Here is a 25184-nt window from a genome sequence, read left to right on the forward strand (position 1 = left end):
ACCCATCCCAGGGTTCAGGGAAGCACGGACGTAGGAGCGGACTCCGTCCGCGATTGGTTCATCAACCACGCCGGACACCCCGGTGGCACGAACAGCCCCCTCGTTCAAGCCAGGGAAGCGACTATCGCCGCCAGCGCCGCGGCCGGATCGGCGGCCTGGCTGATCGGGCGGCCGATCACCAGATAGTCGGAGCCGGCGTCCAGCGCCTGGCGCGGGGTGAGGATGCGGCGCTGGTCGTCCTGGGCGCTGCCGGCCGGGCGGATGCCCGGGGTGACCAGTTGCAGGGCCGGGTGCGCGGCTTTCAAGGCCGGGGCTTCCTGGGCCGAGCAGACCAGGCCGTCCATGCCCGCCTTTTGCGCGAGACTGGCAAGCCGCAGCACCTGCTCCTGGGGCTCGACGTCCAGGCCGATGCCGGCCAGGTCCTCGCGCTCCATGCTGGTCAGCACGGTCACGCCAATCAGCAGCGGTTTCGGGCCATCGAAGGCGTCGAGGGTCTCGCGGCAGGCCGCCATCATGCGCAGGCCGCCGGAGCAGTGCACGTTGACCATCCACACGCCCATCTCGGCGGCGGCGCGCACGGCCATCGCGGTGGTGTTGGGGATGTCGTGGAATTTCAGGTCGAGGAACACCTCGAAGCCACGGCCGTTCAGCGTCTCGACGATACCCGCGGCGCAACTGGTGAAGAGTTCCTTGCCCACCTTCACCCGGCACAGTTTCGGGTCGAGCTGGTCGGCCAGCGCCAGGGCGGCCTCGCGGGTGGGGAAATCCAGGGCGACGATGATCGGGGTCTGGCAGACGGACATGGGCTCTCTCGCGGGGGGATTCTGAAAAACGCCGCGCATTGTCGCAGAAAGCGCCGCCGCCGGCAGCTTCCGGCGACGCATTGCCCGTCCTATACGCTCAGGCGCTCGCGCAGGCGGCCGAGCATGCCCAGCAGGCTGCCGACCTTCTCCCGCTCGCGTTCCTCGCGCGGCGCCTCGGCCAGGCGCGCCACCTGCGGCTGCGGTTGCGCGCGCCACAGCTGGGCCTGTTCGGCGGCGGCCTTCAGGCCCTTTTCGAAGAGGCCGCGGCGGATCGGCTTGGGCAGGTAGCGGAAGATCTGCGCCTGGTTGATCAGCGCCAGCAGGTCCTGGGTGTCGCGGAACGGCGTCACCACCAGGCTGAGCAGGCGCGGATGGGCCTGGGCCAGGGACTTGAGCAACGGCGCGGTGTCCTCGCCGGCGAGCTTCAGGTCGCTGACCAGGATGTCGATGGGCTCGGCGTTCAGCCGCAACAGCGCCTCGGCCAGGTTGCGCGCGCGGTGCAGCTGGTGGTTGCCGGCGGCGCAGAAGTCGCCGACGCAGGCCAGGGTGTCGGCGGCGTCGTCCAGCAGCAAGACGTTGAGCGGCGCGGCCAGCCGGCTGATGGCCTGCAGGTCGGGCGCGACGGCCTGGCGCCCGGCGATCTCCGCCGCCTGGCGCAGGGTGAAGGCCATTTCCTGCGGGTCCCAGGGCTTGGTCAGGTAGCGGAAGATGCCGCCGTTGTTCAGCGCTTCCACCGCCGCGTCCAGGTCGGAGTAGCCGGTGAGCAGGATGCGCAGGCAGTCCGGGGCGATCTCGCGGGCCCGGGCCAGCAGCTCGGCGCCGCTCATCTGCGGCATGCGCTGGTCGCTGACGAGGATCTGCACCGGCTCGCTGCGCAGGCGCTCCAGGGCGCGCCGCGGGTCGCTCTCGGTGAGCACCTCGTAGTGCCGGCGGAACTGCATGGCCAGGCTGCGCAGGATGCGCTCCTCGTCGTCGACGAAGAGGATGCGGGTCAGGCCGGTGGGCCGGGCCTGGCCGGACTGCGGCAGGGCCTTGAGCGGCTGGGTCATGTCAGGCACTCCGTTTCAGGTCGCTGGCCTGCGCGCGCGGCAGGCGGATGAGGAATCGCGTGCCGCGCCCCGGCTCGGAGGCGACGCGGATGCTGCCGCCGTGGTCCTGGACGATCTTGTAGCTGATCGACAGGCCCAGGCCGGTGCCCTGGCCCGGCGGCTTGGTGGTGAAGAAGGGGTCGAAGATGCGCGCCAGCACCTCGGCGGGCATGCCCTTGCCGTTGTCCTGCACCGAGACGTACACCGCCGCCTCGTCGGCCCAGGTCCTGACGTGGATGTGACCGTAGCCGTCCATGGCCTGGGCGGCGTTGGTGAACAGGTTGAGCAGCACCTGGTTGATCTGCGAGGGCGCGCAGGCGATGGGCGGCAGCTCGCCGAGCTGGCGGATGATCTCGGCCTTGTCCTTGATGCTGTTGCGGGCGATCAGCAGCGCGCTCTTCACGCACTCGTTGAGGTCCACCTCCTCGCTCATGGCGCGGTCCAGGCGGGCGAAGTCCTTGAGCCCGCCGACCAGCTCGCCGATCTGCGCCAGGCCGTAGGTGGTGTCGCCGAATAGCTGGTCGAGGTCGCCCAGCAGTTGCTCCAGGGCGGCTTCCGCGCGCACCTGCCCGGCGGTTTGCAGCGCGCGGGCCAGGCGCGCCTCGTCGCAGGCCGCGTCGTTCAGGCAGTCCGCCAGCTCGGCCTGGCTCTCGGCCAGTTGCAGCAGCGGCAGGAGCTGTTCGCGGATCAGTTCGAGGTTGTTGCGCACGTAGCCCAGCGGGGTGTTCAGCTCGTGGGCGACGCCGGCGACCATCTGCCCCAGGGAGGCCATCTTCTCCGACTGCACCAGCTGCGCCTGGGATTCCCGCAGGTCGACCAGGGCCTTGCGCAGCACGCGGTTGCGCTGGGCGATGCGCGCCTCCATGGCCTTGAGCAGGTCGAGCACGGTGCCCAGGCCCAGGTAGGCGCCTTCGCCGTCGACCAGGATGAAGTCCTCGGTGATCGGGTACTTCAGTTGCGCGGTGACCTGCTGCGCCGCCTGTTCCAGGCTCCATTCGATATCCACCCGCAAGGGGCTTGCGTTCATCATCTCGCTGACCGGGCGGCGGCCCCAGAGGTCGCGGCCGAAGCGCTGCATGAAGATGTCCTGCAGGGTGTAGCGGCTGATCAGCCCCAGCGGGCGGCCCTGCCCGTCCACCACCGGCAGCGAGAGGAAGGCGCGGTGCTCGGCGGTGAGCAGGCGGTCGGCGACGTCGCTGAGGCTCATCTGCGCCTGCAGCGGTTCCACGGCGCGCAGGAGTGCGTGCAGGGCGCTGGTGGTCATCGGCGGACTCCGCTGGCTGAAATGTCCGCCAGTCAATCAGGTCCAGATTGCCATCATGTGACAGCGGTCGCGCGCCACGCATCCTTCACGGGAAGGTCATACGCCGGCAACAAGCCTGCGTCCGGCCACCGCCACACACTGACAAGCCGGGCGCGCGGGTTTATGGTGAAAGCTCGCATCCCAAGGAGAACGCCATGCCCTGGTACGCCTGGTTGATCATCGCCCTCGCCCTGGGCTCCATCCTCGGCGGCCTGTTGCTGCTGCGCGACAGCGCCCGCAAGCTGCCGCTGACCGAGGAGCAGCTCAAGCGCATCCATCAGCGCAACGCCGAAATGGACGCCCAGGACGCCCGCGACGACAAGCGCTGAGCGCCGCCGGCCGCCCCGGCGCCCGAGGTCATTTCCCTCATTCACCGCCGCAGGCATGGATCAGGCAGGGCGAATTGCCTAGACTGCGGCCGGTGGATGGAGGACACGATGCTCAGGAAGCTACTCCCGCTGCTGCCAGGGTTGCTCCTGCTCGGCGGTTTCGCCCTCGGATTCGTCCAACCCCTGGGGCTCTTGATAGGCGCACTCTTCGTCGCCTGGACACTCTACGGCGAACAACGCCTGCCCTGGCTGCTCTGGTGGCCGGTGTGCCTGCTGGCGAGCTTCGCCCTGGCCGCGCACCTGCTGCCCGGCACCCAGTCGTGGACGCTCTGGCCGCCGCGGCAGCTCTCCGCCGACGCCCCGGCCTACGCGCTGCGCCTGTCCTGGGACAAGGCGCTGGCCGGCGTCACCCTGCTCGCCTGGTGGCTGCGCCGGCCGCCGCTGGCAGGGGCCTCGCCGGACTATGCCGGCATCACCGTGGTCGCCACCCTGTTCGCCGTGCCGCTGCTGGCCACCGCCCTGGGCCTGGTGGTGTGGCGGCCGAAATGGCCCGACGGCCTGTGGATCTGGCTATTGGTGAATTTCGCGGTGATCGCCCTGACCGAGGAACTGATCTTCCGCGGCCTGTTGCAGACCTCGCTGGTGGAGCGCCTGGGCGCCCCCGCCGGGATCATTGTCAGCAGCCTGCTGTTCGGCCTGGCGCACCTGCCCTTCAGCGGCCAGTTCGCCGTGGTGGCCGGCATCGCCGGGCTCGGCTACGGCCTGGCGCTGCACTTCAGCGGGCGCATGCTGGTGCCCATCCTCCTGCACGGGGTGGTCAACAGCGTGCACCTGCTGCTGCTGAGCTACCCGCTGCACCTGGGCCTGGGCTGATCAGGCGACCTTGTAGACCAGCAGCAGGGCCTGCTCGGCCAGGTCGTCGAGGGTCATGCTGCCGTCCTGGCGGAACCAGGTCATGGTCCAGGACAGCGCGCCGGTGAGGAAACGCCGCAGGATGAACGGGTCGCCCTCGCAGTAGCCGGCGGCGCGCGCCTCGCCGAGCACGTCCAGCCACATCTGCTCGTAGATGTCGCGCAGGCCGAGGATGTAGGCCTGGCCCTCCGGCGACAGCGAGCGCCACTCGTAGACCAGCACCGCCATGGCCTCGCCGGTGCCGCCCATGATCGATTGCAGCTCGCAGCGGATCAGCGCCAGCAGGCGCTCGCGCAAATCCTCGGCGTCGGCCAGGGCGGCGCGCATCAGCGCGGTGTTGTAGAGGATGGTCTCCTCCATCACCGAGCGCAGGATTTCGTCCTTGCTCTTGAAGTGGTGGAAGATGCTGCCGGACTGGATGCCCACGGCGCCGGCCAGGTCGCGCACCGTGGTGCGTTCGTAGCCCTTGGCGCGGAACAGGTGGGCGGCGGTCTGCAGCAGCTTGCCGCGGGCGCTCTCCGGGTCGGTGACCTGCCCGTTCGCCACCAGCTCCAGCATCACTTCGCGCGCTTTCTGGTCATCCACGCTCTGCTCTCCCCTCGTCCGCCATCCGGCCACCACTGTTCAGGGCGATTCCATGATCGCCACGCAAGTACTTGTGCATACAGGTGAAATGTATGCCTGCAGCGGCAACCAAGCAAGCGCTTGGCCATCACTTGGTTGGGTTGTCTGGCGCTTATGCCCTCTTTTCAACCAAGCGCTTGCTTGGTAATGTCGAAACATCTCTCGACCGTCACGGGCAGAACAATGACCAAGACCGTACGCATCGGCTGCGCCTCGGCGTTCTGGGGCGACACCTGCAGCGCCGCCGCCCAGCTGGTGAAGGGCGCCGAGCTGGACTACCTGGTGTTCGACTACCTGGCCGAAATCACCCTGTCGATCATGGCCGGCGCGCGCCTGAAGACCCCCGAGGCGGGCTACGCCACCGACTTCGTCGAGGTGCTGGCGCCGCTGCTGGGCGAGATCGCCGGCAAGCGCGTCCGCGTCGTCAGCAATGCCGGCGGGGTCAACCCGCAGGCCTGCGCCAAGGCCCTGGCGGCCGCCTGCGAGAAGGCCGGGGTGCAGCTGAAGATCGCCGTGTTGGAGGGCGACAATCTGCTGCCCCAGGCCGGCGAACTGGCCAGGGCCGGGACCGTGGAAATGTTCAGCGGCACGCCGCTGCCGCCGATGTGCGTGTCGATGAACGCCTACCTGGGCGCGCCCGGCATCGTCGAAGCACTGGCGCTGGGCGCGGACATCGTCATCACCGGCCGCGTGGTGGACAGCGCGGTGGTCAGCGCCGCCCTGGTGCACGAGTTCGGCTGGGCCTGGAACGACTACGACAAACTGGCCCAGGCCGCGCTGGCCGGGCACATCATCGAATGCGGCGCGCAGTGCACCGGCGGCAACTTCACCGACTGGGAAAGCGTGCCGGACTACGAGCACATCGGCTTCCCCATCGTCGAAGTGCAGGCCAGCGGCGACTTCGTGGTCACCAAGCCGCAGGGCACCGGCGGCCTGGTCACCCCGCTGAGCGTCGGCGAGCAGATGCTCTACGAGATCGGCGACCCGCGCGCCTACCTGCTGCCCGACGTGGTCTGCGACTTCACCGGCGTGCAACTGCGCCAGGCCGGCGCCGACCGCGTCGCCCTCAGCGGCGCCCGCGGCCTGCCGCCCACCGGCCAGTACAAGGTCAGCGCCACCTACCCCGACGGTTTCCGCTGCACCGCCAGTTGCCTGATCGCCGGCATCGACGCTGTGAAGAAGGCCGAGCGCGTGAGCCGGGCGATCATCGCCAGGACCGAGGAGATGTTCGCCGAACGCGGCTGGGGCCCCTACCGCGAAACCAGCATCGAACTGCTCGGCAGCGAGGCCACCTACGGCCCCCACGGCCGCCGCCAGGACAGCCGCGAGATCGTGGTCAAGCTCGCCGTGCGCCACGCCCGCAAGGAGGCGCTGGTGCTGTTCTCCCGCGAGATCGCCCAGGCCGCCACCGGCATGGCCCCGGGCCTGACCGGCATCGTCGGCGGGCGGCCCACGGTTTACCCGGTGATCCGCCTGTTCTCCTTCCTGGTGGACAAGGCGCGCTGCCAACTGGCGGTGCGCATCGGCGAGGACAGCCATGCCGTCGCCCTGCCGCAGCTGGAGCACTTCGACCCGGCGAACCTGGCCGAGGCCGCGCAAGCCCCTGCCGCCACCGGCCAGGCCACGGCCAGCGCGCCGCTGGTGAAGCTGGCGGTGGCGCGCTCCGGCGACAAGGGCGACCACAGCAACATCGGCGTGATGGCGCGCAAGCCCGAATACCTGCCGTGGATCGCCGAGGCGCTGAGCGAAGGCGCAGTGGCCGAGTGGATGCAGCACGTGCTGGACCCGCAGCTGGGCCGCGTCAGCCGCTGGTACCTGCCGGCCAGCCACAGCCTGAACTTCCTGCTGGAGCACGCCCTGGGCGGCGGCGGCGTGGCCAGCCTGCGCATCGACCCGCAGGGCAAGGCCTTCGCCCAGCAACTGCTGGAATTCCCGGTGGCGGTGCCGCAGCACATCGCCGATGAACTCAGCTCTTCTACGACAAGAACGAACGCTTGAGCAGGACGACAAGAACAATGGCATACGACTCGATCTTCAAGCCCGGCCTGTTCGCCGGCCAGACTGTAATCGTCACCGGCGGCGGCAGCGGCATCGGCCGCTGCACCGCCCATGAGCTGGCGGCCCTGGGCGCCCACGTGGTGCTGGTCGGGCGCAAGGCCGAGAAGCTGGAGAAGACCGCCGGCGAGATCGTCGAGGACGGCGGCAGCGCCAGCTGGCACAGCTGCGACATCCGCGACGAGGAGGCGGTGAAGGCGCTGGTGGCGCAGGTGCTCGCCGAGCGCGGGCCGATCCACCACCTGGTCAACAACGCCGGCGGCCAGTACCCCGCGCCGCTGGCCTCGATCAACCTCAAGGGCTTCGAGGCGGTGGTGCGCACCAACCTGGTGGGCGGCTTCCTGATGGCCCGCGAAGTGTTCAACCAGAGCATGAGCAAGACCGGCGGCAGCATCGTCAACATGCTCGCCGACATGTGGGGCGGCATGCCCGGCATGGGCCACTCCGGCGCCGCCCGCGCCGGCATGGAGAACTTCACCAAGACCGCCGCCGTCGAGTGGGGCCACGCCGGGGTGCGGGTCAACGCCGTGGCGCCGGGCTGGATCGCCTCCAGCGGCATGGACACCTACGAGGGCGCGTTCAAGGCGGTGATCCCCACCCTGCGCGAGCACGTGCCGCTCAAGCGCATCGGCACCGAATCGGAAGTGGCCTCCGCCATCGTCTTCCTGCTCTCCCCCGGCGCCGCCTTCATCAGCGGCAACACCATCCGCATCGACGGCGCCGCCAGCCAGGGCAGCCGCGCCTTCCCGCTGAGCAAGGCCAAGCCCGGGCAGAGCCGCTCCTACAACGGCTTCCACCGCGCCTACCTGCCCGACGTGCTGAAGGACCAGGAGTAAGCCATGCCGGTGATCCAGTCGGAAATCGACACCCAGAGCGAGGACTTCGCCCGCAACCGCGAGGCCATGCTGGCCGCCGTGGCGAGCTTCCGCGAAGTCGAGCAGAAGGTGCTGGACAAGGCCGCCGAGGCCAAGCCGAAGTTCGACAAGCGCGGCCAGCTGCTGCCGCGCGAACGCCTGAACCTGCTGCTCGACCCCGGCGCGCCCTTCCTCGAACTCTGCTCCCTGGCCGGCTACAAGTTGCACGACGACAAGGACGGCACCCAGGCCGGCGGCGGCATCATCTCCGGCATCGGCTACGTGGCCGGGGTGCGCTGCCTGGTCAGCGCCAGCAACAGCGCGATCAAGGGCGGCACCATCTCGCCCACCGGGCTGAAGAAGACCCTGCGCCTGCAGCAGGTGGCGCTGGAGAACAAGCTGCCGCTGGTGGCCCTGACCGAGAGCGGCGGCGCCAACCTCAACTACGCGGCGGAAATCTTCGTCGAGGGCGCCCGCGGCTTCGCCAACCAGGCGCGGCTGTCGGCCGCCGGCATCCCGCAGGTCACCGTGGTGCACGGCTCCAGCACCGCCGGCGGCGCCTACCAGCCGGGGCTGTCGGACTACGTGGTGGTGGTGCGCGGCAAGGCCAAGATGTTCCTCGCCGGCCCGCCGCTGCTCAAGGCCGCCACCGGCGAGGTGGCCACGGACGAGGAACTGGGCGGCGCCGAGCTGCACGCCCAGGTCGCCGGCACCGCCGAGTACCTGGCCGAGAACGACGCCGACGGCGTGCGCCTGGCCCGCGAGATTCTCGCCGCGCTGCCGTGGAACGCCCAGCTGCCGGCGCGCCCGGCCAGGCAATGGGACGAGCCGCTGTACCCGGCCGAGGAACTGCTCGGGGTGGTCCCGGCGGACGCCCGCAAGCCCTACGACGTGCGCGAGATCATCGCGCGCATCGCCGACGGTTCGCGCTTCCTCGCCTTCAAGAACGAATTCGACGCCCAGACCGTCTGCGGCCACCTGCACATCGAGGGCCACGCCTGCGGCCTGATCGGCAACAACGGCCCGATCACCCCGCAGGGCGCGGCCAAGGCGGCGCAGTTCATCCAGCTGTGCGAGCAGAGCAACACGCCCATCCTGTTCCTGCACAACACCACCGGCTTCATGGTCGGCACCGAGTCCGAGCGCCTGGGCGTGATCAAGCACGGCTCGAAGATGATCCAGGCGGTGGCCAACGCCACGGTGCCCAAGCTCACCCTCGTCGTCGGCGGCTCCTACGGCGCCGGCAACTACGCCATGTGCGGCCGCGGCCTGGACCCGCGCTTCATCTTCGCCTGGCCGAACAGCCGCACCGCGGTGATGGGCGGCGCCCAGGCCGGCAAGGTGCTGCGCATCGTCACCGAGGAAAAGCACGCCAAGGAGGGCAAGGAGGCCGACGCGAAGATGCTCGACATGCTCGAACAGATGACCGCGCAGAAGCTCGACGCCCAGTCCACCGCGCTCTACGGCACCGCCAGCCTGTGGGACGACGGGCTGATCGACCCGCGCGACAGCCGCCGGCTGCTGGGCTATCTGCTGGACATCTGCACGGAGGCGGCGGTACGGCCGCTCAAGGGCAACAGTTTCGGGGTAGCGAGGTTCTGATACAGGCGCCCTCTCCCAGGGGAGAGGGTGCCAAAGCGATCCGGCGTAAAGCGAACCTCCCGCCCGCTCCGAACAGCCCCCTCTCCCTTCAGGGAGAGGGTTGGGGAGAGGGGAAAGGGAAGTGAACACCCAAGGCTCAGGAGGAAAACAACAAATGCTCTTCACCCAGGAACACGAAGAACTCCGCCGCACCGTCCGCAACTTCGTCGACAAGGAGATCAACCCCTACGTCGACCAGTGGGAAAAGGACGGCCGCTTCCCCATCCACGAAGTGTTCAGGAAGGCCGGCGCCCTCGGCCTGCTGGGCATCTCCAAGCCGGAGAAGTTCGGTGGCATGGGCCTGGACTACAGCTACTCGGTGGTCGCCGCCGAGGAGTTCGGCACCATCCACTGCGGCGGCGTGCCCATGTCCATCGGCGTGCAGACCGACATGTGCACCCCGGCCCTCGCCCGCTTCGGCTCCGACGAGCTGCGCGAGGAGTTCCTGCGCCCGGCCATCGCCGGCGAGATGGTCGGCTGCATCGGCGTCTCCGAGGTCGGCGCCGGTTCCGACGTGGCCGGGCTGAAGACCACCGCGCGCAAGGATGGCGACGACTACGTCATCAACGGCAGCAAGATGTGGATCACCAACTCGCCGTCGGCCGACTTCATCTGCCTGCTGGCCAATACCTCCGACGACAAGCCCCACGTCAACAAGTCGCTGATCATGGTGCCGATGAAAAGCAAGGGCATCAGCGTCAGCCCGCACCTGGACAAGCTCGGCATGCGCAGCTCGGAGACCGCCCAGGTGTTCTTCGACGACGTGCGCGTGCCGCAGCGCAACCGCATCGGCGCCGAGGGCGCGGGCTTCATGATGCAGATGCTGCAGTTCCAGGAGGAGCGCCTGTTCGGCGCGGCCAGCGGGATCAAGGGCATGGAGTACTGCGTCAACGCCACCATCGACTACTGCAAGGAGCGCAAGACCTTCGGCCAGGCGTTGATCGACAACCAGGTCATCCACTTCCGCATGGCCGAGCTGATGACCGAGATCGAGTGCCTGCGCGCCCTCACCTACCAGGCCACCGAGCAGTACATCCGCGGCAAGGACGTGACGCGCCTGGCCTCCATGGCCAAGCTCAAGGTCGGCCGCCTGGCCCGCGAGGTCACCGACGCCTGCCTGCAGTACTGGGGCGGCCAGGGCTTCATGTGGGAGAACCCGATCTCCCGCGCCTACCGCGACACCCGCCTGGTGTCCATCGGCGGCGGCGCCGACGAGATCATGCTCGGCATCATCTGCAAGCTGATGGGCACCCTCCCGGGCAAGAAGAAGGGCTGAGAGCGGCGGCAGGCTACAGGCGGCAGGCGATGCGTCGCCCTGGCCTGAAGCCTGAAGCCTGAAGCCTGAAGCCTGAAGCCTGAAGCCTGAAGCCTGAAGCCTGAAGCGATCGTATGAGGATTTGCGGCATGAGCGAATTGCCGAACTGCGAAACCCTGCTGCTGGAACGCGAAGGCGGCGTGCTGCACGTCACCCTCGACCGCCCGGACAGCCGTAACGCCATGAGCCTGGCCATGGTCGGCGAACTGCGCGCGGTGCTGGCCGCGGTGCGCGATGAACGCGAAGTGCGCACCATCGTCCTGCGCGGCGCCGGCGGGCACTTCTGCGCCGGCGGCGACATCAAGGACATGGCCGGCGCCCGCGCCGCCGGCCCGGACGCCTACGCCGCGCTGAACCGCGCCTTCGGCGGCCTGCTGGAAGAGGCCCAGGCGCAGCCGCAGGTGCTGGTCGCCGTGCTGGAAGGCGCGGTGCTCGGCGGCGGCTTCGGCCTGGCCTGCGTGTCGGACATCGCCATCGCCGCCGACGGCGCCCAGTTCGGCCTGCCGGAAACCAGCCTGGGCATCCTGCCGGCGCAGATCGCCCCCTTCGTGGTCAAGCGCATCGGCCTGACCCAGGCCCGCCGCCTGGCGCTCACTGCCGCCCGCTTCGACGGCCGCGAGGCGCTGCGCCTGGGCTTGGTGCACTTCAGCGAGGCCAGTGCCGATGCGCTCGGCCAGCGCCTGGCGGAATGCCTGGAACAAGTGCGCCGCTGTGCCCCCGGCGCCAACGCGCAGACCAAGGCGCTGCTGCTGGCCAGCGAGACCGAGGCCCTGGGCCCGCTGCTGGACGAGGCCGCAAAACAGTTCGCCGCCGCCGTGACCGGCGCGGAAGGCGCCGAAGGCACCCTGGCCTTCGTGCAGAAACGCAAACCGCAGTGGGCGCAGTAGCCGCCGTCCGCAACAGACAGCCCCCTCTCCCTTCAGGGAGAGGGTTGGGGAGAGGGAAACCAGCATGCCCAGCTTCGACAAGATCCTCATCGCCAACCGCGGCGAGATCGCCTGCCGGGTGATCCGCACCGCCCAGGCCCTGGGCTACCGCACGGTGGCGGTGTACAGCGAGGCCGACGCCGAGGCGCGCCACGTGCAACTGGCCGACGAGGCCGTGTGCATCGGCCCGGCGCCGGTCGGCCAGTCCTACCTGAAGGCCGCCGCCATCCTCGACGCAGCTCAGCGCACCGGCGCCGGCGCCGTGCATCCTGGCTACGGCTTCCTCTCGGAGAACGCCGGATTCGCCCGCGCCTGCGAGGCCGCCGGCATCGTCTTCATCGGCCCCGGCGTGGAAGCCATCCACCTGATGGGCAGCAAGCGCCTGTCCAAGCTGGCCATGCTCGAAGCCGGCGTGCCCTGCATCCCCGGCTACGAAGGCGCCGAGCAGGACGACGCCACCCTGGCCCGCGAGGCCGAGCGCATCGGCTACCCGCTGATGATCAAGGCCAGCGCCGGCGGCGGCGGCCGCGGCATGCGCCTGGTGCAGGCGGCCGACGAGCTGGCCGCGCAACTGCGCACCGCGCGCTCCGAAGCGCTGAACGCCTTCGGCAGCGACGAGCTGATCCTGGAAAAGGCGGTGATCCGCCCGCGCCACGTGGAAATCCAGGTGTTCGGCGACAGCCACGGCAACCTCGTCTACCTCGGCGAGCGCGACTGCTCGGTGCAGCGCCGCCACCAGAAGGTCATCGAGGAAGCGCCCTGCCCGGTGCTCGGCGCCGAACTGCGCCAGGCCATGGGCGAGGCGGCGGTGAAGGCGGCGGCGCGGGTGAACTACGTCGGCGCCGGCACCGTGGAGTTCCTGCTGGACGCCAGCGGCGCCTTCTACTTCCTGGAGATGAACACCCGCCTGCAGGTCGAGCACCCGGTCACCGAGCTGGTCACCGGCCAGGACCTGGTGGCCTGGCAGATCCGCGTGGCCGAGGGCCAGCCGCTGCCGCTGAAGCAGGAGGAAATCCCGCTGCGCGGCCATGCCATCGAGGTGCGCCTGTACGCCGAGGACGCCGCCAGCGGATTCCTGCCGCAGACCGGCGAAGTGCTGCGCTGGGAGCCGCCGCTGCTGGACGGCATCCGCATCGACCACGGCCTGGTGGAAGGCCAGGCGGTGACGCCCTTCTACGACCCCATGCTGGCCAAGGTGATCGCCTACGGCGCCACCCGCGACGAGGCCCGGCGCAAGCTCGTGCGCGCCGTGGAGGACTGCGTGCTGCTCGGGGTGAAGGCCAACCAGCGCTTCCTCGCCAACCTGCTCCGGCACCCCGAATTCGCCGCCGGCAACGCCACCACGGCGTTCATCGCCGAACACTTCGCCGACGACCCCAGCCTGCGCCCGCAGGCGCCACAGCCCGCCGAACTGGCCCTGGCCGCCGCCCTGCTCTACCAGGCCTCGGCCAGCGCCCGCGCGCACCAGGGCGGCCTGGCCGGTTGGCGCAACGCCGGCAGCCTGCCCTGGCGCTACCAGTTGCACGACGGCGAGCAGAAGCACGCGGTGGAGCTGGACGTGCTGGAGCCCGGCGCGCAGCCCAAGCTGCTGGCCTACATCGGCGAATCGGTGGTGGCGCTGAGCCTGATCGCCATCGACGAGCGCTGGGTGGTCGCCGAGGTCAACGGCATCCGCCGACGCATCGCCCATCACACCCAAGGCGAACGCGTCTGGCTGTATGGCGCCGGCGGCAACCTGGAACTGCGCGACGTCACCCACGAGCCCGCCGGCACCCAGGGCGGCGCGGCGTCCGGCACGGTCAAGGCGCCGATGGACGGCGCCATCGTCGACGTGCTGGTCAGCGAAGGCGCGCGGGTCAGCAAGGGCCAGTTGCTGCTCGTGCTGGAGGCGATGAAGATGGAACATCCGCTCAAGGCCGGGGTCGACGGCATTATCCGCCGCATCCAGGTGAGCAAGGGCGAACAGGTCAAGAGCCGCCAGTTGCTGGTGGAGGTGGAGGCCGAAGACGCCTGAAACGCTTTTCGTAGGAGCAGGCTTGCTCGCGAAGGGGGTTCTGCTGGTGGCTTCGGTGCTGGGCCTGAAGAGCGCCCTCTCCCTAACCCTCTCCCTTCAGGGAGAGGGTTAGGGAGAGGGAACGGAGTCAACCCAACGCACCAGAACCGCCGGGAAACCCCATTCGCGAGCAAGCTCGCTCCTACAAGAAGTGCAGTCCGAACACAACAAGAACACGGAGCCGAACCATGTCCCTGAACGCCAAGACCCTCTTCATCACCGGCGCCAGCCGCGGCATCGGCCGCGAGATCGCCCTGCGCGCCGCGCGCGACGGCGCCAACGTCGTGATCGCGGCGAAAAGCGCCGAACCCCATCCGAAGCTCGCCGGCACCATCCACAGCGTCGCCGAGGAAGTCGAGGCCGCCGGCGGCAAGGCCCTGGCCCTGCAGCTGGACGTGCGCGACGAGAACGCCGTGCGCGAGGCCATGGCCCGCGCCGCCGAGCACTTCGGCGGCATCGATGGGCTGGTCAACAACGCCGGCGCCATCAAGCTGGTGGGCGTGGAGCGCCTGGAGCCCAAGCGCTTCGACCTGATGTACCAGATCAACACCCGCGCGGTGATGGTCTGCAGCCAGGCCGCCCTGCCCTACCTGAAGCAGAGCCAGGGCCACATCCTCAGCCTGTCGCCGCCGCTGAACCTGGCCGAAAAATGGTTCGCCCAGCACGGCCCCTACACGGTCACCAAGTACGGCATGAGCATGCTCACCCTCGGCATGCACGAGGAGTTCGGGAAGTACGGCATCAGCGTCAACGCCCTGTGGCCGAAGACCATGATCGCCACCGCCGCCATCGAGTTCGAACTGGGCAGCCGCGACGCCTTCAAGCGCGCCCGCACGCCGGCGATCATGGCCGACGCCGCCCACGCCATCCTAAGCAGCACGGGCCGCAGCATCAGCGGGCGCCTGCTGATCGACGAAGACATCCTCCGCGAACAGGGCGTGAGCGACTTCGAGCAATACCGCTTCGATCCGCAGGGCGGGCCGCTGGTGCCGGATCTGTTTCTGGGCTAAAGGCTGAAGGCGTCGCAGCTTTTGACTTCCAGCTTCCGGCTTCAAGCTTCCAGCTCCCCCTTGACCCAACTGCCCCCCGCAAAACGCGCCAGAGTCATAGCCCCAGCCTCGCCAGCGTCCTAGAGTCGAACGGGCGTGCACACGCCAGACAACAACGACAACAAGGGCCCGCGTCAATGAGCCATGCCGACCTGATCACCCCCACCCGCTTCATCGCCCACCTGCCCGCCACCCTCGGGCGCGTGCCGCGCATGCTGCGCGGGCTCTACTACACCGGCATCCGCAACCGCGAGAAGAACCTGTCCCTGGGCTGGGCCCTGGAGCGCGCGGCGCGCCTGTACCCGGACGCCCCGGCCCTGCTGGAGGGCCAGCGGCGCCTGTCCTACGCCCTGTTCAACGGCTGGGCCAACCGCCTGGCCCGCGCCTTCCAGGCCGAGGGCGTGAAGCACGCCAGCGTGGTCGCGGTGATGCTGGAGAACCGCGCCGAACTGCTGGTGACCCTCGCCGCCCTGGCCAAGCTCGGCGCCGTGGGCGCGCTGATCAACACCACCCAGCGCGGCCAGGTGCTGGCCCACAGCCTGAACCTGGTCAGCCCCGGCCACTTCGTGGTCGGCGAAGAACTGCGCGAGGCCTTCGACGAAGTCCGCGCCAACCTGCAGGGCGGCGCCGAACGCCTGTACTGGGTGGCCGACGACGACACCCTGCGCGACCCCGGCCAGGCCCCGGCGGGCTGGGCCAACCTGATGCGCCTGGCCCAGGCCCAAAGCTCCGACAACCTGGCGGAAACCACCCAGGTGCGCCTGAAGGACGCCTGCTTCTACATCTACACCTCCGGCACCACCGGCCTGCCGAAGGCCTCGATCATGAGCCACGGGCGCTGGATCAAGGCCTATGGCGGCTTCGGCCACTCCGGCCTGGGCCTGGGCCGCGAAGACGTGCTCTACCTGACCCTGCCCTGCTACCACAACAACGCCGTCACCGTGTGCTGGAGCGCGGTGCTGGCCGGCGGCGCGGCCATCGCCCTGCGCCGCAAGTTCTCCGCCAAGGCCTTCTGGAAGGACGTGCGCCATTACAACGCGACCTGCTTCGGCTATATCGGCGAACTGTGCCGCTACCTGCTCAACCAGCCGCCCTGCGAGGAAGAGCGCGACAACAGCCTGACCTGCATGATCGGCAACGGCCTGCGCCCGTCCATCTGGGGCGAGTTCAAGGCGCGCTTCGGCATCGAGCGCATCACCGAGTTCTATGCCGCCAGCGAGGGCAACATCGGCTTCACCAACGTGTTCAATTTCGACAACACCGTGGGCTTCTCCCCGGCCACCTACGCCATCGTCCGCTACGACCTGGAAAACGACCGGCCGCTGCGCGATGCCAAGGGCTTCATGGAGAAGGTCGGCAAGGGCGAGTCGGGCCTGCTGATCAGCGAGATCAGCGACAAGTGGCCGTTCGACGGCTACACCGACCCGGCCAAGACCCAGGCGGTGATCTACCGCGACGTGTTCAAGCAGGGCGACGCCTGGTTCAACACCGGCGACCTGATGCGCGACCTGGGCTTCAAGCACACCCAGTTCGTCGACCGCCTGGGTGACACCTTCCGCTGGAAGGGCGAGAACGTCTCCACCACCGAGGTGGAAAACGTCCTCGGCGCCTTCCCCGGCGTGGAAGACGCGGTGGTCTACGGCGTGGAAATCCCCGGCACCGACGGCCGCTGCGGCATGGCCGCGCTACGCCTGGCGCCCGGCCAGGCGCTGGACGGCCAGGCACTGGCCGAACACCTGGACCGCGAGCTGCCGGCCTACGCCGTGCCGCTGTTCCTGCGCCTGCTGCAGCAGGTGGAAACCACCGGGACCTTCAAGTACAAGAAGGCGGACCTGAAGAGCGCCGGGTTCGATCCGCGGCAGGTTGGCGAGGCGCTGTTCGTGCGGTTGCCGGGGGAGGTGGATTATCGGCTGCTGGATGAGGGGGTGTTCGGGGCCATCCAGCGCGGGGAACATCGGTTCTGACAGGCTTTTCTTTCGTGGGAGCGAGCTTGCTCGCGAAGGGGGGCTGCGGGTGGCTTCGGTGCTGGCTCTGAAGAGCGCCCTCTCCCTAACCCTCTCCCTGAAGGGAGAGGGAACCGTTCGGTGTGTGCGGATGCTCTTGAGTTAGCCGGACACGCCGGTGGTTTCAGGTTGAGGCCATTCCTTCTCTCGGCACGAACAAGCCCCCTCTCCCTTCAGGGAGAGGGCTGGGGAGAGGGGACGGACTTCGACATCGCTCCGGAGTCGAGCTTGACTCGGCTGTTCGCGAGCAAACTCGCTCCTACGAAGAGCCCCCCAACTCAATTCCGAAACTGAAACTGCACCTCCGCCCCACGAATCTCCGAATGCCAGCTGTCGTCACTGGGATCGCTACGCTCCCCGCGCTCCCGCTGGATCAACCGGCCACCCACCTGGAACGGGCTCTCCTTCTCCTCGAACATCGGCGGCAGCAGCGGCTTGTCCAGGTCCTCGCGCAGGGCGCGGCCCGGTTCCAGGCCGTGCAGCACGTCCCTGGGCAGGCGCAGGTCGAGCTTGGAGGGCGGCAGCGGCTTGTTCACGCTGGGTTCGGCGGCTTTCTTCGGCTTGGCGTCGGCCACCGGCAGGCGCTCGGGGGCCAGGGGCTTGCCCAGTTCCGCCTTGGGCGCGGCCGGCTTCGCGCTGGCGGCGGGCGCCGGCCTGGGCTGCGCCGCGGGTTCGGGCGGCGGGGCCTTTTCCGCCGGGGCGGCAGGCGCCACCGCGGGCGCCTCGGCCTTGGCCGGCGGCGCCTTGTCGGCATCGCCGCAGGCGCTCAGCAACAGCGGCAGGAGGGTCAGCAGAACGAAGCGTCGCAACATCACGGGGCAGGCAAATGGCCAGGGGCGCGCCATCCTCGCCTTAGTTGATCTGTAAGACAAGAGGCTCGGACCAATCCGAAGGCAATTCCGATAGACGCGCTCAGGCTCTCAAGGGCGGGCCTCCAGGCGCCGCAGCTCGGCGTCTATGTCCAAGCGCGGATAACGCCGCTGCAGGTCCTCGCGCAGCCTCTTGGCGGCCGCCTGGTCGCCCTGCCGCCGCAGCTCGGCCAGGCGCCGCAGGCTGGCCTGCGGTTCCGCCGGGGCCGGTTCGGCGCTGCGCTTGGCCATGGGCGCTGCCTCGTCGGCGGCTACCGCGCTTTCCGCCATCTGCTTGCGCTGCTCCAGCTGCGGCGTCGGCGCCGCGGCGGGGGCGGCCGGCGCCGAGTACAGCGCCGGGGCGGCCTGGCGGGCGGAGCGGGCCATGGATTCGGCCTTGGGCGCCGGGGCCATGGCCGGCGCGACGGCGTCGTAGCGCGGGGCTTCCTCGAAGGTGCGCAAAGCCAGGCTCAGGCCGATGCCCAGGGTCGCCACCCCGGCCAGGGCCACCGACCAGCGCTGTGGCCGGCCGAACAGCCAGCGGCCCAGGCGTTGCCAGGCGCTCGCGCGCGGCTGCACGGCGGCGCGGGCCGCGGCCAGGATGCGGGCGTCCAGCTGCGCCGGGGGCTGCTCGCCGCCGTGCCGGCGGAAATGCTCGAGCAGCTCGGCTTCCTCGACGTCCGGCCGCTGCGGATGGCGGGTCATGGGGCTACCTCCTGGGTCGCCGCCGGGTCGGCGAGCAACCGGCGCAGTTTCTGCAACGCGTAGCGCAGGCGGCTCTTCACCGTCTCGGCAGGCGTGCGGGTCAGTTCGGCGATCTCCTGCAGCTCCAGGTCGCCGTGGGCGCGCAGCAGGAACACTTCGCGCTGCTCGCCGGGCAATGCCTCCAGGGCCTGCTGCAGGCGCTCGCGGTCGCGGCTCAGGCTCAGTTGCCGCAGCGGGTCCTCGGCCTCGCCGGGCAGCGCCTCGCCGTGCAACTGCTCGTCGAAGGCCTCGTGCTGCGCGCTGCGCCGGCCGTTGCGCCGCCAGTGGTCGATCAGCCGGTTGCGGGCGATCCGGTACAGCCAGGTGCGAAAGCTGGCCCGGCCCTCGGGCTCGCTGTCGCTGCGGATCAGGCTCAGCCAGGTTTCCTGGAACACTTCCTCGGCCTGGGCAACGTCGCCGCCCAGGCCGCAGAGGAAGCGGTACAGGCCCAGGCGATGGCGCGCGTAGAGCGTGGCGAAGGCCTCGGCATCGCCTTTGCGGTAGCGCCGCAGCAGCGCGGCGTCGTCTTCGTCCGTGGTCAAGTCAGGGGTTCCGCGCCAAGGGGGTTTGCAGGCTGCGCGCCAGCTCGACGAGCTGGAGGAATTCGCCGCGCAGGCCGAACGGGTCTTCGCCGCGCGCGCTTCGGGCCAGGGCCAGAGTATCGCCCAGGTCGAAGCCGCCGGTGTAGCGCGCGCCGTCGAGTTGCTGGGCGAAGGCCGCCACCGCCGCGGCGAAGCGCAGGTCGTCGCTGGCCCGGGCCAGGTCGCCGGCGCCGCTGGCGGCGATTGGGCGTTCGACGAGCTGGCTGGGCCCGCCCTCCGGCTTCTGCCAGCGCACCCGCAGCCAGGCCAGTTCGTCGCCCTTGCCGGCGGGCTTGGCCTCGGCCTGGTAGCGCAGCGGCTCGAGCCAGCCCTTCTGCCCTTTCGGGACGATTTCGTAGAGCGCGGTGACGGTGTGCCCGGCGCCGATCTCGCCGGCGTCGACCTGGTCGTTGTTGAAGTCCTCGCGCTTCAGCGCGCGGTTCTCGTAGCCCAGCAGGCGGTACTCGCTGACCTGCGCGGGATTGAATTCCAGCTGGAGCTTCACGTTCTTCGCCAGCACCGCGAGGGTCGAGCCGAGTTGTTCCACCAGCACCTTGCGCGCCTCGCGCAGGTTGTCGATGTAGGCGTAGTTGCCGTCGCCGGCGTCGGCCAGTTGTTCCATCAGGCGCTCGTTGTAGTTGTCCACACCGAAGCCCAGGGTGGTCAGCGACACCCCGCTGCGGCGCTTCTCGGCGGCCATGGCCTTGAGGCTGTCGAAGTCGCTGACGCCGACGTTGAAGTCGCCATCGGTGGCCAGCAGGATGCGGTTGATGCCCTTGTCGATGAAGCCCTGCTGCGCCATGCGGTAGGCCAGTTCGATGCCTGCCGCGCCAGCGGTGGAGCCGCCGGCCTGCAATTGCTCGATGGCGGCGCGGATCTTCGCCTTGTCCTTGCCCGAGGTGGGTTCCAGCACCACCCGCGAGTCGCCGGCATAGACCACCAGCGACACCTTGTCCTGCGGCCGCAGCTGGTCCACCAGCAGCTTGAGGGTGCCCTTCACCAGCGGCAGGCCTTCGCGGCGGTCCATGGAGCCGGAGACGTCCACCAGGAACACCAGGTTGGCCGGCGGCAGTTGCTCGACGCTGCGCTCCGAAGCCTTGATGCCGATGCGCAGCAGCCGGGTGTGCGGGTTCCACGGCGACGGCGCCAGCTCGGTGGTGATGCCGAAGGGGCTCTCGTCGCTGGGCGGCGCGTAGGCATAGGGGAAGTAGTTGAGCATCTCTTCCAGGCGCACCGCGCCCTGGGGCGGCAGGCGGCCCTCGTTGAGCAGGCGGCGGACGTTGGCGTAGCTGCCGGTGTCCATGTCGATGCTGAAGGTCGACACCGGCGCCTCGGCGACGCTGTGCACCGGGTTCTGCGCCAGCTTCTGGTATTGCTCGCGGTCCTGGTCGCGATAACCGGCTGGCAACGGCTCGGGCGCCACGGGCAGGGCGTAGCTTTCCAGCATCGGGGCGGCGGCCGGCATGGCGCGGCGGGCCTCGCTCTTGACGGCCAGGTCGGCGCGAGGCGCCTGTTTCGTCATCGAAGGCTGGGCGGCCTGTTGCTGGGTGGACTGGCCACAACCGCCCACGGCCAGCAGCAGGCCGATGGCGAGGGGACGGAAGGCGGAAGCGGGAAGGGACATGACGGCGGCCTCGGTGAAGGAGTCAAACCTTCAGACGAGGCCGTCAGCCAAAACGGGTTAAGCATCAACCCTATTCAACCCCAGGTGTTTCAGGCAGCGATCTGCTCCTCCTGGCACAGCTGGCAGGCCAGCATGCCGAGGGTCATGATCGCCCGCTCCGCCTCGCGGTTCCAGGGGATGCCGCAGGTCAGGCGCAGGCAGTTGTTGAACTGCTCGGTGTTGCTGAAGATCAGCCCCGGGGCGATGCTGATGCCCTGCTCCAGCGCGCGAACGTGCAGTTCCTTGGTGTTCACCTTGGCCGGCAGGCTGACCCAGAGGATGAAGCCGCCCTTGGGCCGGGTCATCTGCGTGCCTTCGGGGAAGTACTGCTGCACCGCCAACTGGTAGGCGGTCATGTTCTTGCGGTACTCCTGGCGGATGTAGCGCAGGTGGCGGTCGTAGCCGCCGTTCTCCAGGTAGGCGGCCACGCCCATCTGCGTCACTGTGCATGCCGAATGCGTGGTGAAGGTCTGCAGGCGGCGGATTTCCTCCTGGTAGCGCTCGGCGATGATCCAGCCGATGCGCACCCCCGGCGAGATGGTCTTGGAGAAGCTCGAGCAGTACACCACCCTGCCCTCGCGGTCGTGGGCCTTGAGTGACTTGGTCTGGCCCTCGTCGAACATCAGCTCGCCGTAGATGTCGTCCTCGATCACCCCGATGTTGTGCTCGGAAGTGAGCTTGAGCAGTTGCTTCTGGCGCTCCTCGGGGATGGTCCCGCCCAGCGGGTTGGACAGCCGCGCGGTCAGCACCAGGGCCTTGATCGGCCACTGGTTGGCGGCCAGCTGCAGGGCTTCCAGGCTGATGCCGGTGAGCGGGTCGCTGGGGATCTCGATGACCTTCAGGCCGAGGATGTCGGCCAGTTGCAGCAGGCCGTAGTAGCTGGGCGATTCGGTGGCGATCAGGTCGCCGGGGCGGGTCATCACCCGCAGCGCCATGTGGATGGCGTCCACGCAGCCGTGGGTGATGGTCACCTGGCTGGGGTCGACCACCACGCCGGCGTCGCGCATGCGGATCGCCACCTGGCGGCGCAGCGGCTCGTAGCCGGGGCTGAACATGTAGCTGAAGGCCCGCGGGCTGGAGAAGCGGGTGACCTTGGCCAGTTGCTGGTGCAGCGCGCGCACCGGCAGGTAGTCCACGTGGGGCACCGCCGCGCCCAGGGGGAACACGCCCTCGCGGCGCGCCTCGGCCAGCACCTGGTTGATGATGCTGCTGCGGGTCACCAGGCCGGGACGCTCGACCCGCGCGATGTCCGGGGTCGAGGCGGTCAGCGCCGGGGTGTGGTGCACGTAGAAGCCGGACTGCGGGCGCGCGCGGATCAGCCCCTGGTCCTCCAGGGTGGCGTAGGCCTGCAGCACGGTGGCGTGGCTGACGTTGAGCTGGGTGCTCAGCTTGCGTACCGAGGGCACGCGCTCGCCCGGCTGGTAGACGCCGCGGCGGATGTCCTCGGCGAGTTGCTGGGCGATGCGTTGGTACAGAAGCAGATTGCTCATGGCGGCGATCCCTCGGGCATTGGACCGAAACAGTAGCCAAAAACTCGAAACTGTTCCAGAACAGTAGCAGGGAAACATGCCGATACAGCCCGCCGCCGATGATCGGCGCAGGCCGCGCGCCAGAGCGCCTCAGAACTCCCCGAGCCAGTCCAGCATGCCGGCGATCACCAGTTGCGCGTCGTTGGTCACGCCCAGCTTCCTCATGGCGTTGCGCTTGTGGGTGCTGATGGTGGAAACGCTGCGGCTGGTGCGCTCGGCGATCTCGCCGACCGTGGCGCCATGGGACAGGCGGAGCAGGATGTCGATCTCGGTGGGGCTCAGCGGCTGGCCGGTATGGCGCTGCGGGCGCAGGGTGGGGTCGGTGTAGGCCAGCCCCTGGCGAATCCGCGTCACCGCCTCGTCCAGTACCGACAACGGGCTGCGCTTGCAGACATAGGCGCTGGCGCCGCACTTGAGCGAGGCCCGCGCCATCAGCGGCGCCCCCGATACCGAGTAGACCAGCACCTTGAGCTGCGGGTAGTTGCGCTGCAGCCATTCGAGCAAGTGCACGCCATCGCGCCCGCGCGAGCCGGGCAAGGCCATCTCGGTGATCAGCAGATCGAGGTCGGGGCGTTCGCTCAACTGGCGCAGCAGCGAATCTGTATCGGTGACCCAGTCCAGCACCTGCACCTGGCTCTGGTCGGCCAGGTAGCGCTGCAACCCCCAGCCGGTCAGCGGCTGGGCATCGGCGACGAGGGCTTTGAGAGTTTCACGTTTGAAGGGCATTGCGGGTTCCTGCTGGCGGACGCCCCGGAGTGGGGTGGTCCCATCGGCGTATTTTCGCCAAGGCGACCCTCGAACAACTTCGAGATGCCGCCCTGCCAACAGGTTAGCAGCGCCGGGCCGGCCCGCCCGGCGCCGGGGGCTCAGCGCTGGGCGCCGAGCTGGCCCTTGTCGTCGGAGAAGACGATTTCCACGCGGCGGTTCTGCGCGCGGCCCAGGGACGAGGCGTTGTCCGCCACCGGGTAGGCCTCGCCGAAGCCCTGCACCTGGATGCGCTTGGCGTCCACGCCGAGGTCGGTGAGCACGTCGGCCACCGCCTGGGCGCGGTCCCGGGACAGTTGCTGGTTCTCCTGCTCGTCGCCCTGGTTGTCGGTGTAGCCCTCGATGCGGATCACCCGCCGCGGGTTGAGCTGGAGGAACTGCACCAGCTTGAGCACGGTGCGGTTGGCGGCGGGCTTGAGGTCGGACTCGCCGCTGTCGAACAGCACGTCGCCGAGTGTCAGCACCAGGCCGCGCTCGGTCTGGTCGGTGGCCAGGCTGACCATCTGCTCTTCCAGCCACTTGCTCTGCTCCTGCACGCTGGCCAGCTTGGCCTCGCGCAGGGCCAGCTGCAGGCGCTCGCGGTCGAGCTGCTGGCGGGCCAGGCGCTCCTGGTTCAGCGCCAGGTTGCTGCGCTCGCGGGCGATCTCGCTGTAGCGCTGGCTGAGGTAGGCGTACTGCAGCACGTCGTCGTTGCTGCCCCAGTAGCTGGACAGGCGCTCGGCGCGGGCCAGGGACTCGCCGGCGCGGATCACGTCGCGCGGCGCGCTGTGCAGCACGCCGGTGTCGTCCTTGACCGCCTGGAACTCGCTGCGCGCGCGCTCCAGGGACTGCTCGGCGAGCTGCCCGTGGGTGCAGCCCGCCAGGGCCAGGGCGGCGGCGACCAGGCCGCATGGCATCAACGGGCGCGGGCTCATTTCACTTCCCCCAGCTGGCGGCGCAGACGCTGGATGCTCTTGCCCTGCTCGGCCAGTTGCGCGGCGCTCTTGCCGGTCAGCACCTTGGCCTCGGCCAGGCGCGCGTCCAGTTCGGCCTGCTCGGCGAGCTGCCGGGCGCGCTTGTTGGCGGCGCCGGCCAGGGCCTCGCGGGCGGCCTGGTACTTGTCCTCGGCCAGCTTGAACTCGGCCACCTCGTCCGTGGCGCCGACCGCCCGGGCCTGGTCCAGGGCCTGTTCGGTGAGACGCATCTGCTCGTTGGGAAGCGGGTCGTTGGCGCATCCCGCCAGGGCGCACAGCAACAGCCCGGGGAGGGTCATGCTTGGCTTGCTCACGAAATCTTCTCTACTGCGTGGGAGAGGCGGCGGACCGCGCTTGCTCGGCCTGCCAGCGCTGCAGGTTGCGCTGCAACAGGCGCTGCGGTACGCCGGCGGCAATCAATTCTGTCATCTTTTCCTGCAGTTGTCCGCGCAGTTCCGGGCCGTAGCAGGGCGAGGCGTGGGCCAGGGTCAGGTACAGCCCTTCGCTGGAGATCGGCGGCTCCAGCGGCTGCAGGCGCTGCTGCAGGCCCAGCCGGGCCGCCGTGGCCAGGCCGGGGAAGCGCTCGTAGAGCACGTAGTCGGTGCGCCCCAGGGCCAGCTTCTGGAAGGCCTGGGCTACGCTGGGCACCTCTTCCAGGGTCAGCTGCTGCTCGGCGAAGTCGTCGAAGGCGGCGCCGAAGCTGTTGTTCACCAGGGTGCCGCCCTTGTGGCCGCGCAGGTCTTCCCAGCGGGCGTAGGGGAAGCCTTCGCCCTTGTGCACCCAGACCACGTTGTCGGTGCTGAGGAAGGCCGGGCGGATGTAGTCCATGATCGCCTCGCGCTCGGGCGTGAGGAAGGCGCCGGCGAGCAGGTCGACGCGGCCCAGGCGCGCCTCTTCCTGGGCGCGGGCCCAGGAGCCGGTGTAGCGCACGCGGATGCTCACGCCCATGGACTTGCCCAGTTGCTCCAGCAGCTCGGCGCTGGCCCCGACCAGGCGCTCCGGCTGGGCGGGGTCGCGCCAGAGGAACGGCGGGTATTCCGGGTTGCCGCTGGCCACCAGCACCGAACACTGGCTGCTCTGGGCGTGGGCATACAGCGCCAGCAGGCCGACCATGGCCAGCAGGACGCGGCTGCGCCTGATCATGCG

General features: G+C 69.4%; 23 protein-coding genes. 10 read left to right on the forward strand and 13 right to left on the reverse strand.

Features of this window, described 5'->3' with window-relative positions; translation table 11 throughout:
- Positions 1 to 104: 104 nt before the first annotated feature.
- From pyrF to RN02_RS19700, 3 genes are all read right to left on the reverse strand, one after another.
- Entirely contained in the window at positions 105 to 803 is a 699-nt protein-coding gene (pyrF, locus tag RN02_RS19690) for an orotidine-5'-phosphate decarboxylase (RefSeq protein ID WP_043316111.1), read from the reverse strand.
- A gap of 89 nt (positions 804 to 892) precedes the next feature.
- The gene (locus tag RN02_RS19695) at positions 893 to 1852 is read right to left on the reverse strand and encodes a response regulator (protein ID WP_052267769.1); all 960 of its coding nucleotides are present in this window, start codon (positions 1850 to 1852) and stop codon (positions 893 to 895) included.
- A gap of 1 nt (position 1853) precedes the next feature.
- Entirely contained in the window at positions 1854 to 3155 is a 1302-nt protein-coding gene (locus tag RN02_RS19700) for a sensor histidine kinase (RefSeq protein WP_043316113.1), read from the reverse strand.
- 194 nt (positions 3156 to 3349) lie between these two features.
- On the opposite strand from RN02_RS19700, the gene RN02_RS32590 reads away from it, so the two are divergent.
- Complete coding sequence (locus tag RN02_RS32590; RefSeq protein ID WP_009621525.1) at positions 3350 to 3523, forward strand: DUF2897 family protein; 174 nt, start codon at positions 3350 to 3352, stop codon at positions 3521 to 3523.
- Positions 3524 to 3631: 108 nt separating this feature from the next.
- A complete protein-coding gene (locus RN02_RS19705) occupies positions 3632 to 4396 on the forward strand; it encodes a CPBP family intramembrane glutamic endopeptidase (protein ID WP_009621524.1) in 765 nt (254 codons plus the stop codon).
- On the opposite strand, the gene RN02_RS19710 is transcribed toward RN02_RS19705, so the two are convergent.
- On the reverse strand, positions 4397 to 5020 hold the full coding sequence (locus RN02_RS19710; protein WP_043267206.1) for a TetR/AcrR family transcriptional regulator: 624 nt from the start codon (positions 5018 to 5020) through the stop codon (positions 4397 to 4399). It lies immediately after the preceding gene.
- A gap of 222 nt (positions 5021 to 5242) precedes the next feature.
- Here RN02_RS19710 and RN02_RS19715 point away from each other — a divergent pair, with 222 nt between their 5' ends.
- The 8 genes from RN02_RS19715 (at position 5243) to RN02_RS19750 (ending at position 16916) form a co-directional block, all read left to right on the forward strand.
- Positions 5243 to 7057, forward strand: coding sequence for an acyclic terpene utilization AtuA family protein (locus RN02_RS19715; protein WP_043316115.1), 1815 nt, complete (start codon positions 5243 to 5245; stop codon positions 7055 to 7057).
- A gap of 17 nt (positions 7058 to 7074) precedes the next feature.
- A complete protein-coding gene (locus RN02_RS19720) occupies positions 7075 to 7950 on the forward strand; it encodes an SDR family oxidoreductase (RefSeq protein ID WP_043316116.1) in 876 nt (291 codons plus the stop codon).
- Positions 7951 to 7953: 3 nt separating this feature from the next.
- Positions 7954 to 9570, forward strand: coding sequence for a geranyl-CoA carboxylase subunit beta (gene atuC / locus RN02_RS19725; protein ID WP_043316118.1), 1617 nt, complete (start codon positions 7954 to 7956; stop codon positions 9568 to 9570).
- A gap of 154 nt (positions 9571 to 9724) precedes the next feature.
- The gene (gene atuD / locus RN02_RS19730) at positions 9725 to 10885 is read left to right on the forward strand and encodes a citronellyl-CoA dehydrogenase (protein ID WP_043316120.1); all 1161 of its coding nucleotides are present in this window, start codon (positions 9725 to 9727) and stop codon (positions 10883 to 10885) included.
- Between the two features lie 128 nt (positions 10886 to 11013).
- A complete protein-coding gene (atuE, locus tag RN02_RS19735) occupies positions 11014 to 11811 on the forward strand; it encodes an isohexenylglutaconyl-CoA hydratase (protein ID WP_043316122.1) in 798 nt (265 codons plus the stop codon).
- Between the two features lie 64 nt (positions 11812 to 11875).
- The gene (gene atuF / locus RN02_RS19740; protein WP_043316124.1) at positions 11876 to 13864 is read left to right on the forward strand and encodes a geranyl-CoA carboxylase subunit apha; all 1989 of its coding nucleotides are present in this window, start codon (positions 11876 to 11878) and stop codon (positions 13862 to 13864) included.
- Positions 13865 to 14091: 227 nt separating this feature from the next.
- The gene (locus tag RN02_RS19745) at positions 14092 to 14913 is read left to right on the forward strand and encodes an SDR family oxidoreductase (RefSeq protein WP_043316126.1); all 822 of its coding nucleotides are present in this window, start codon (positions 14092 to 14094) and stop codon (positions 14911 to 14913) included.
- A gap of 176 nt (positions 14914 to 15089) precedes the next feature.
- Positions 15090 to 16916, forward strand: a complete 1827-nt coding sequence (locus RN02_RS19750) for a long-chain-acyl-CoA synthetase (protein WP_043316129.1) — start codon at positions 15090 to 15092, stop codon at positions 16914 to 16916.
- Positions 16917 to 17233: 317 nt separating this feature from the next.
- Here RN02_RS19750 and RN02_RS19755 read toward each other — a convergent pair whose 3' ends face one another.
- The 9 genes from RN02_RS19755 to RN02_RS19795 form a co-directional block, all read right to left on the reverse strand.
- Entirely contained in the window at positions 17234 to 17767 is a 534-nt protein-coding gene (locus tag RN02_RS19755; protein ID WP_052267770.1) for a hypothetical protein, read from the reverse strand.
- A 108-nt stretch (positions 17768 to 17875) separates the two neighbouring features.
- On the reverse strand, positions 17876 to 18508 hold the full coding sequence (locus tag RN02_RS19760) for a hypothetical protein (protein ID WP_043316131.1): 633 nt from the start codon (positions 18506 to 18508) through the stop codon (positions 17876 to 17878).
- Positions 18505 to 19089 (reverse strand): RNA polymerase sigma factor, encoded by a 585-nt coding sequence (locus RN02_RS19765; RefSeq protein ID WP_043267225.1) that lies wholly within the window; start codon positions 19087 to 19089, stop codon positions 18505 to 18507. The genes RN02_RS19760 and RN02_RS19765 overlap by 4 nt, the downstream gene beginning before the upstream one ends.
- A gap of 1 nt (position 19090) precedes the next feature.
- Positions 19091 to 20752 carry a vWA domain-containing protein gene (locus RN02_RS19770; protein WP_043316132.1) on the reverse strand — a complete coding sequence of 554 codons (1662 nt, stop codon included), beginning with the start codon at positions 20750 to 20752 and terminating at the stop codon, positions 19091 to 19093.
- Between the two features lie 89 nt (positions 20753 to 20841).
- Positions 20842 to 22281: an aminotransferase-like domain-containing protein gene (locus tag RN02_RS19775; RefSeq protein ID WP_043267229.1), complete on the reverse strand. Its 1440-nt coding sequence runs from the start codon at positions 22279 to 22281 to the stop codon at positions 20842 to 20844.
- Positions 22282 to 22410: 129 nt separating this feature from the next.
- Positions 22411 to 23046: a response regulator transcription factor gene (locus tag RN02_RS19780; RefSeq protein WP_043267231.1), complete on the reverse strand. Its 636-nt coding sequence runs from the start codon at positions 23044 to 23046 to the stop codon at positions 22411 to 22413.
- A gap of 140 nt (positions 23047 to 23186) precedes the next feature.
- Positions 23187 to 23999 (reverse strand): OmpA family protein, encoded by an 813-nt coding sequence (locus tag RN02_RS19785; RefSeq protein WP_043316135.1) that lies wholly within the window; start codon positions 23997 to 23999, stop codon positions 23187 to 23189.
- Positions 23996 to 24337 carry a DUF4398 domain-containing protein gene (locus tag RN02_RS19790; RefSeq protein WP_009621471.1) on the reverse strand — a complete coding sequence of 114 codons (342 nt, stop codon included), beginning with the start codon at positions 24335 to 24337 and terminating at the stop codon, positions 23996 to 23998. The genes RN02_RS19785 and RN02_RS19790 overlap by 4 nt, the downstream gene beginning before the upstream one ends.
- Before the next feature lie 25 nt (positions 24338 to 24362).
- Positions 24363 to 25181: a substrate-binding periplasmic protein gene (locus RN02_RS19795; RefSeq protein ID WP_043267233.1), complete on the reverse strand. Its 819-nt coding sequence runs from the start codon at positions 25179 to 25181 to the stop codon at positions 24363 to 24365.
- Positions 25182 to 25184 lie beyond the last annotated feature (3 nt).

The organism is Pseudomonas sp. PI1 (assembly GCF_000812405.1).
GTDB lineage: Bacteria > Pseudomonadota > Gammaproteobacteria > Pseudomonadales > Pseudomonadaceae > Pseudomonas > Pseudomonas citronellolis.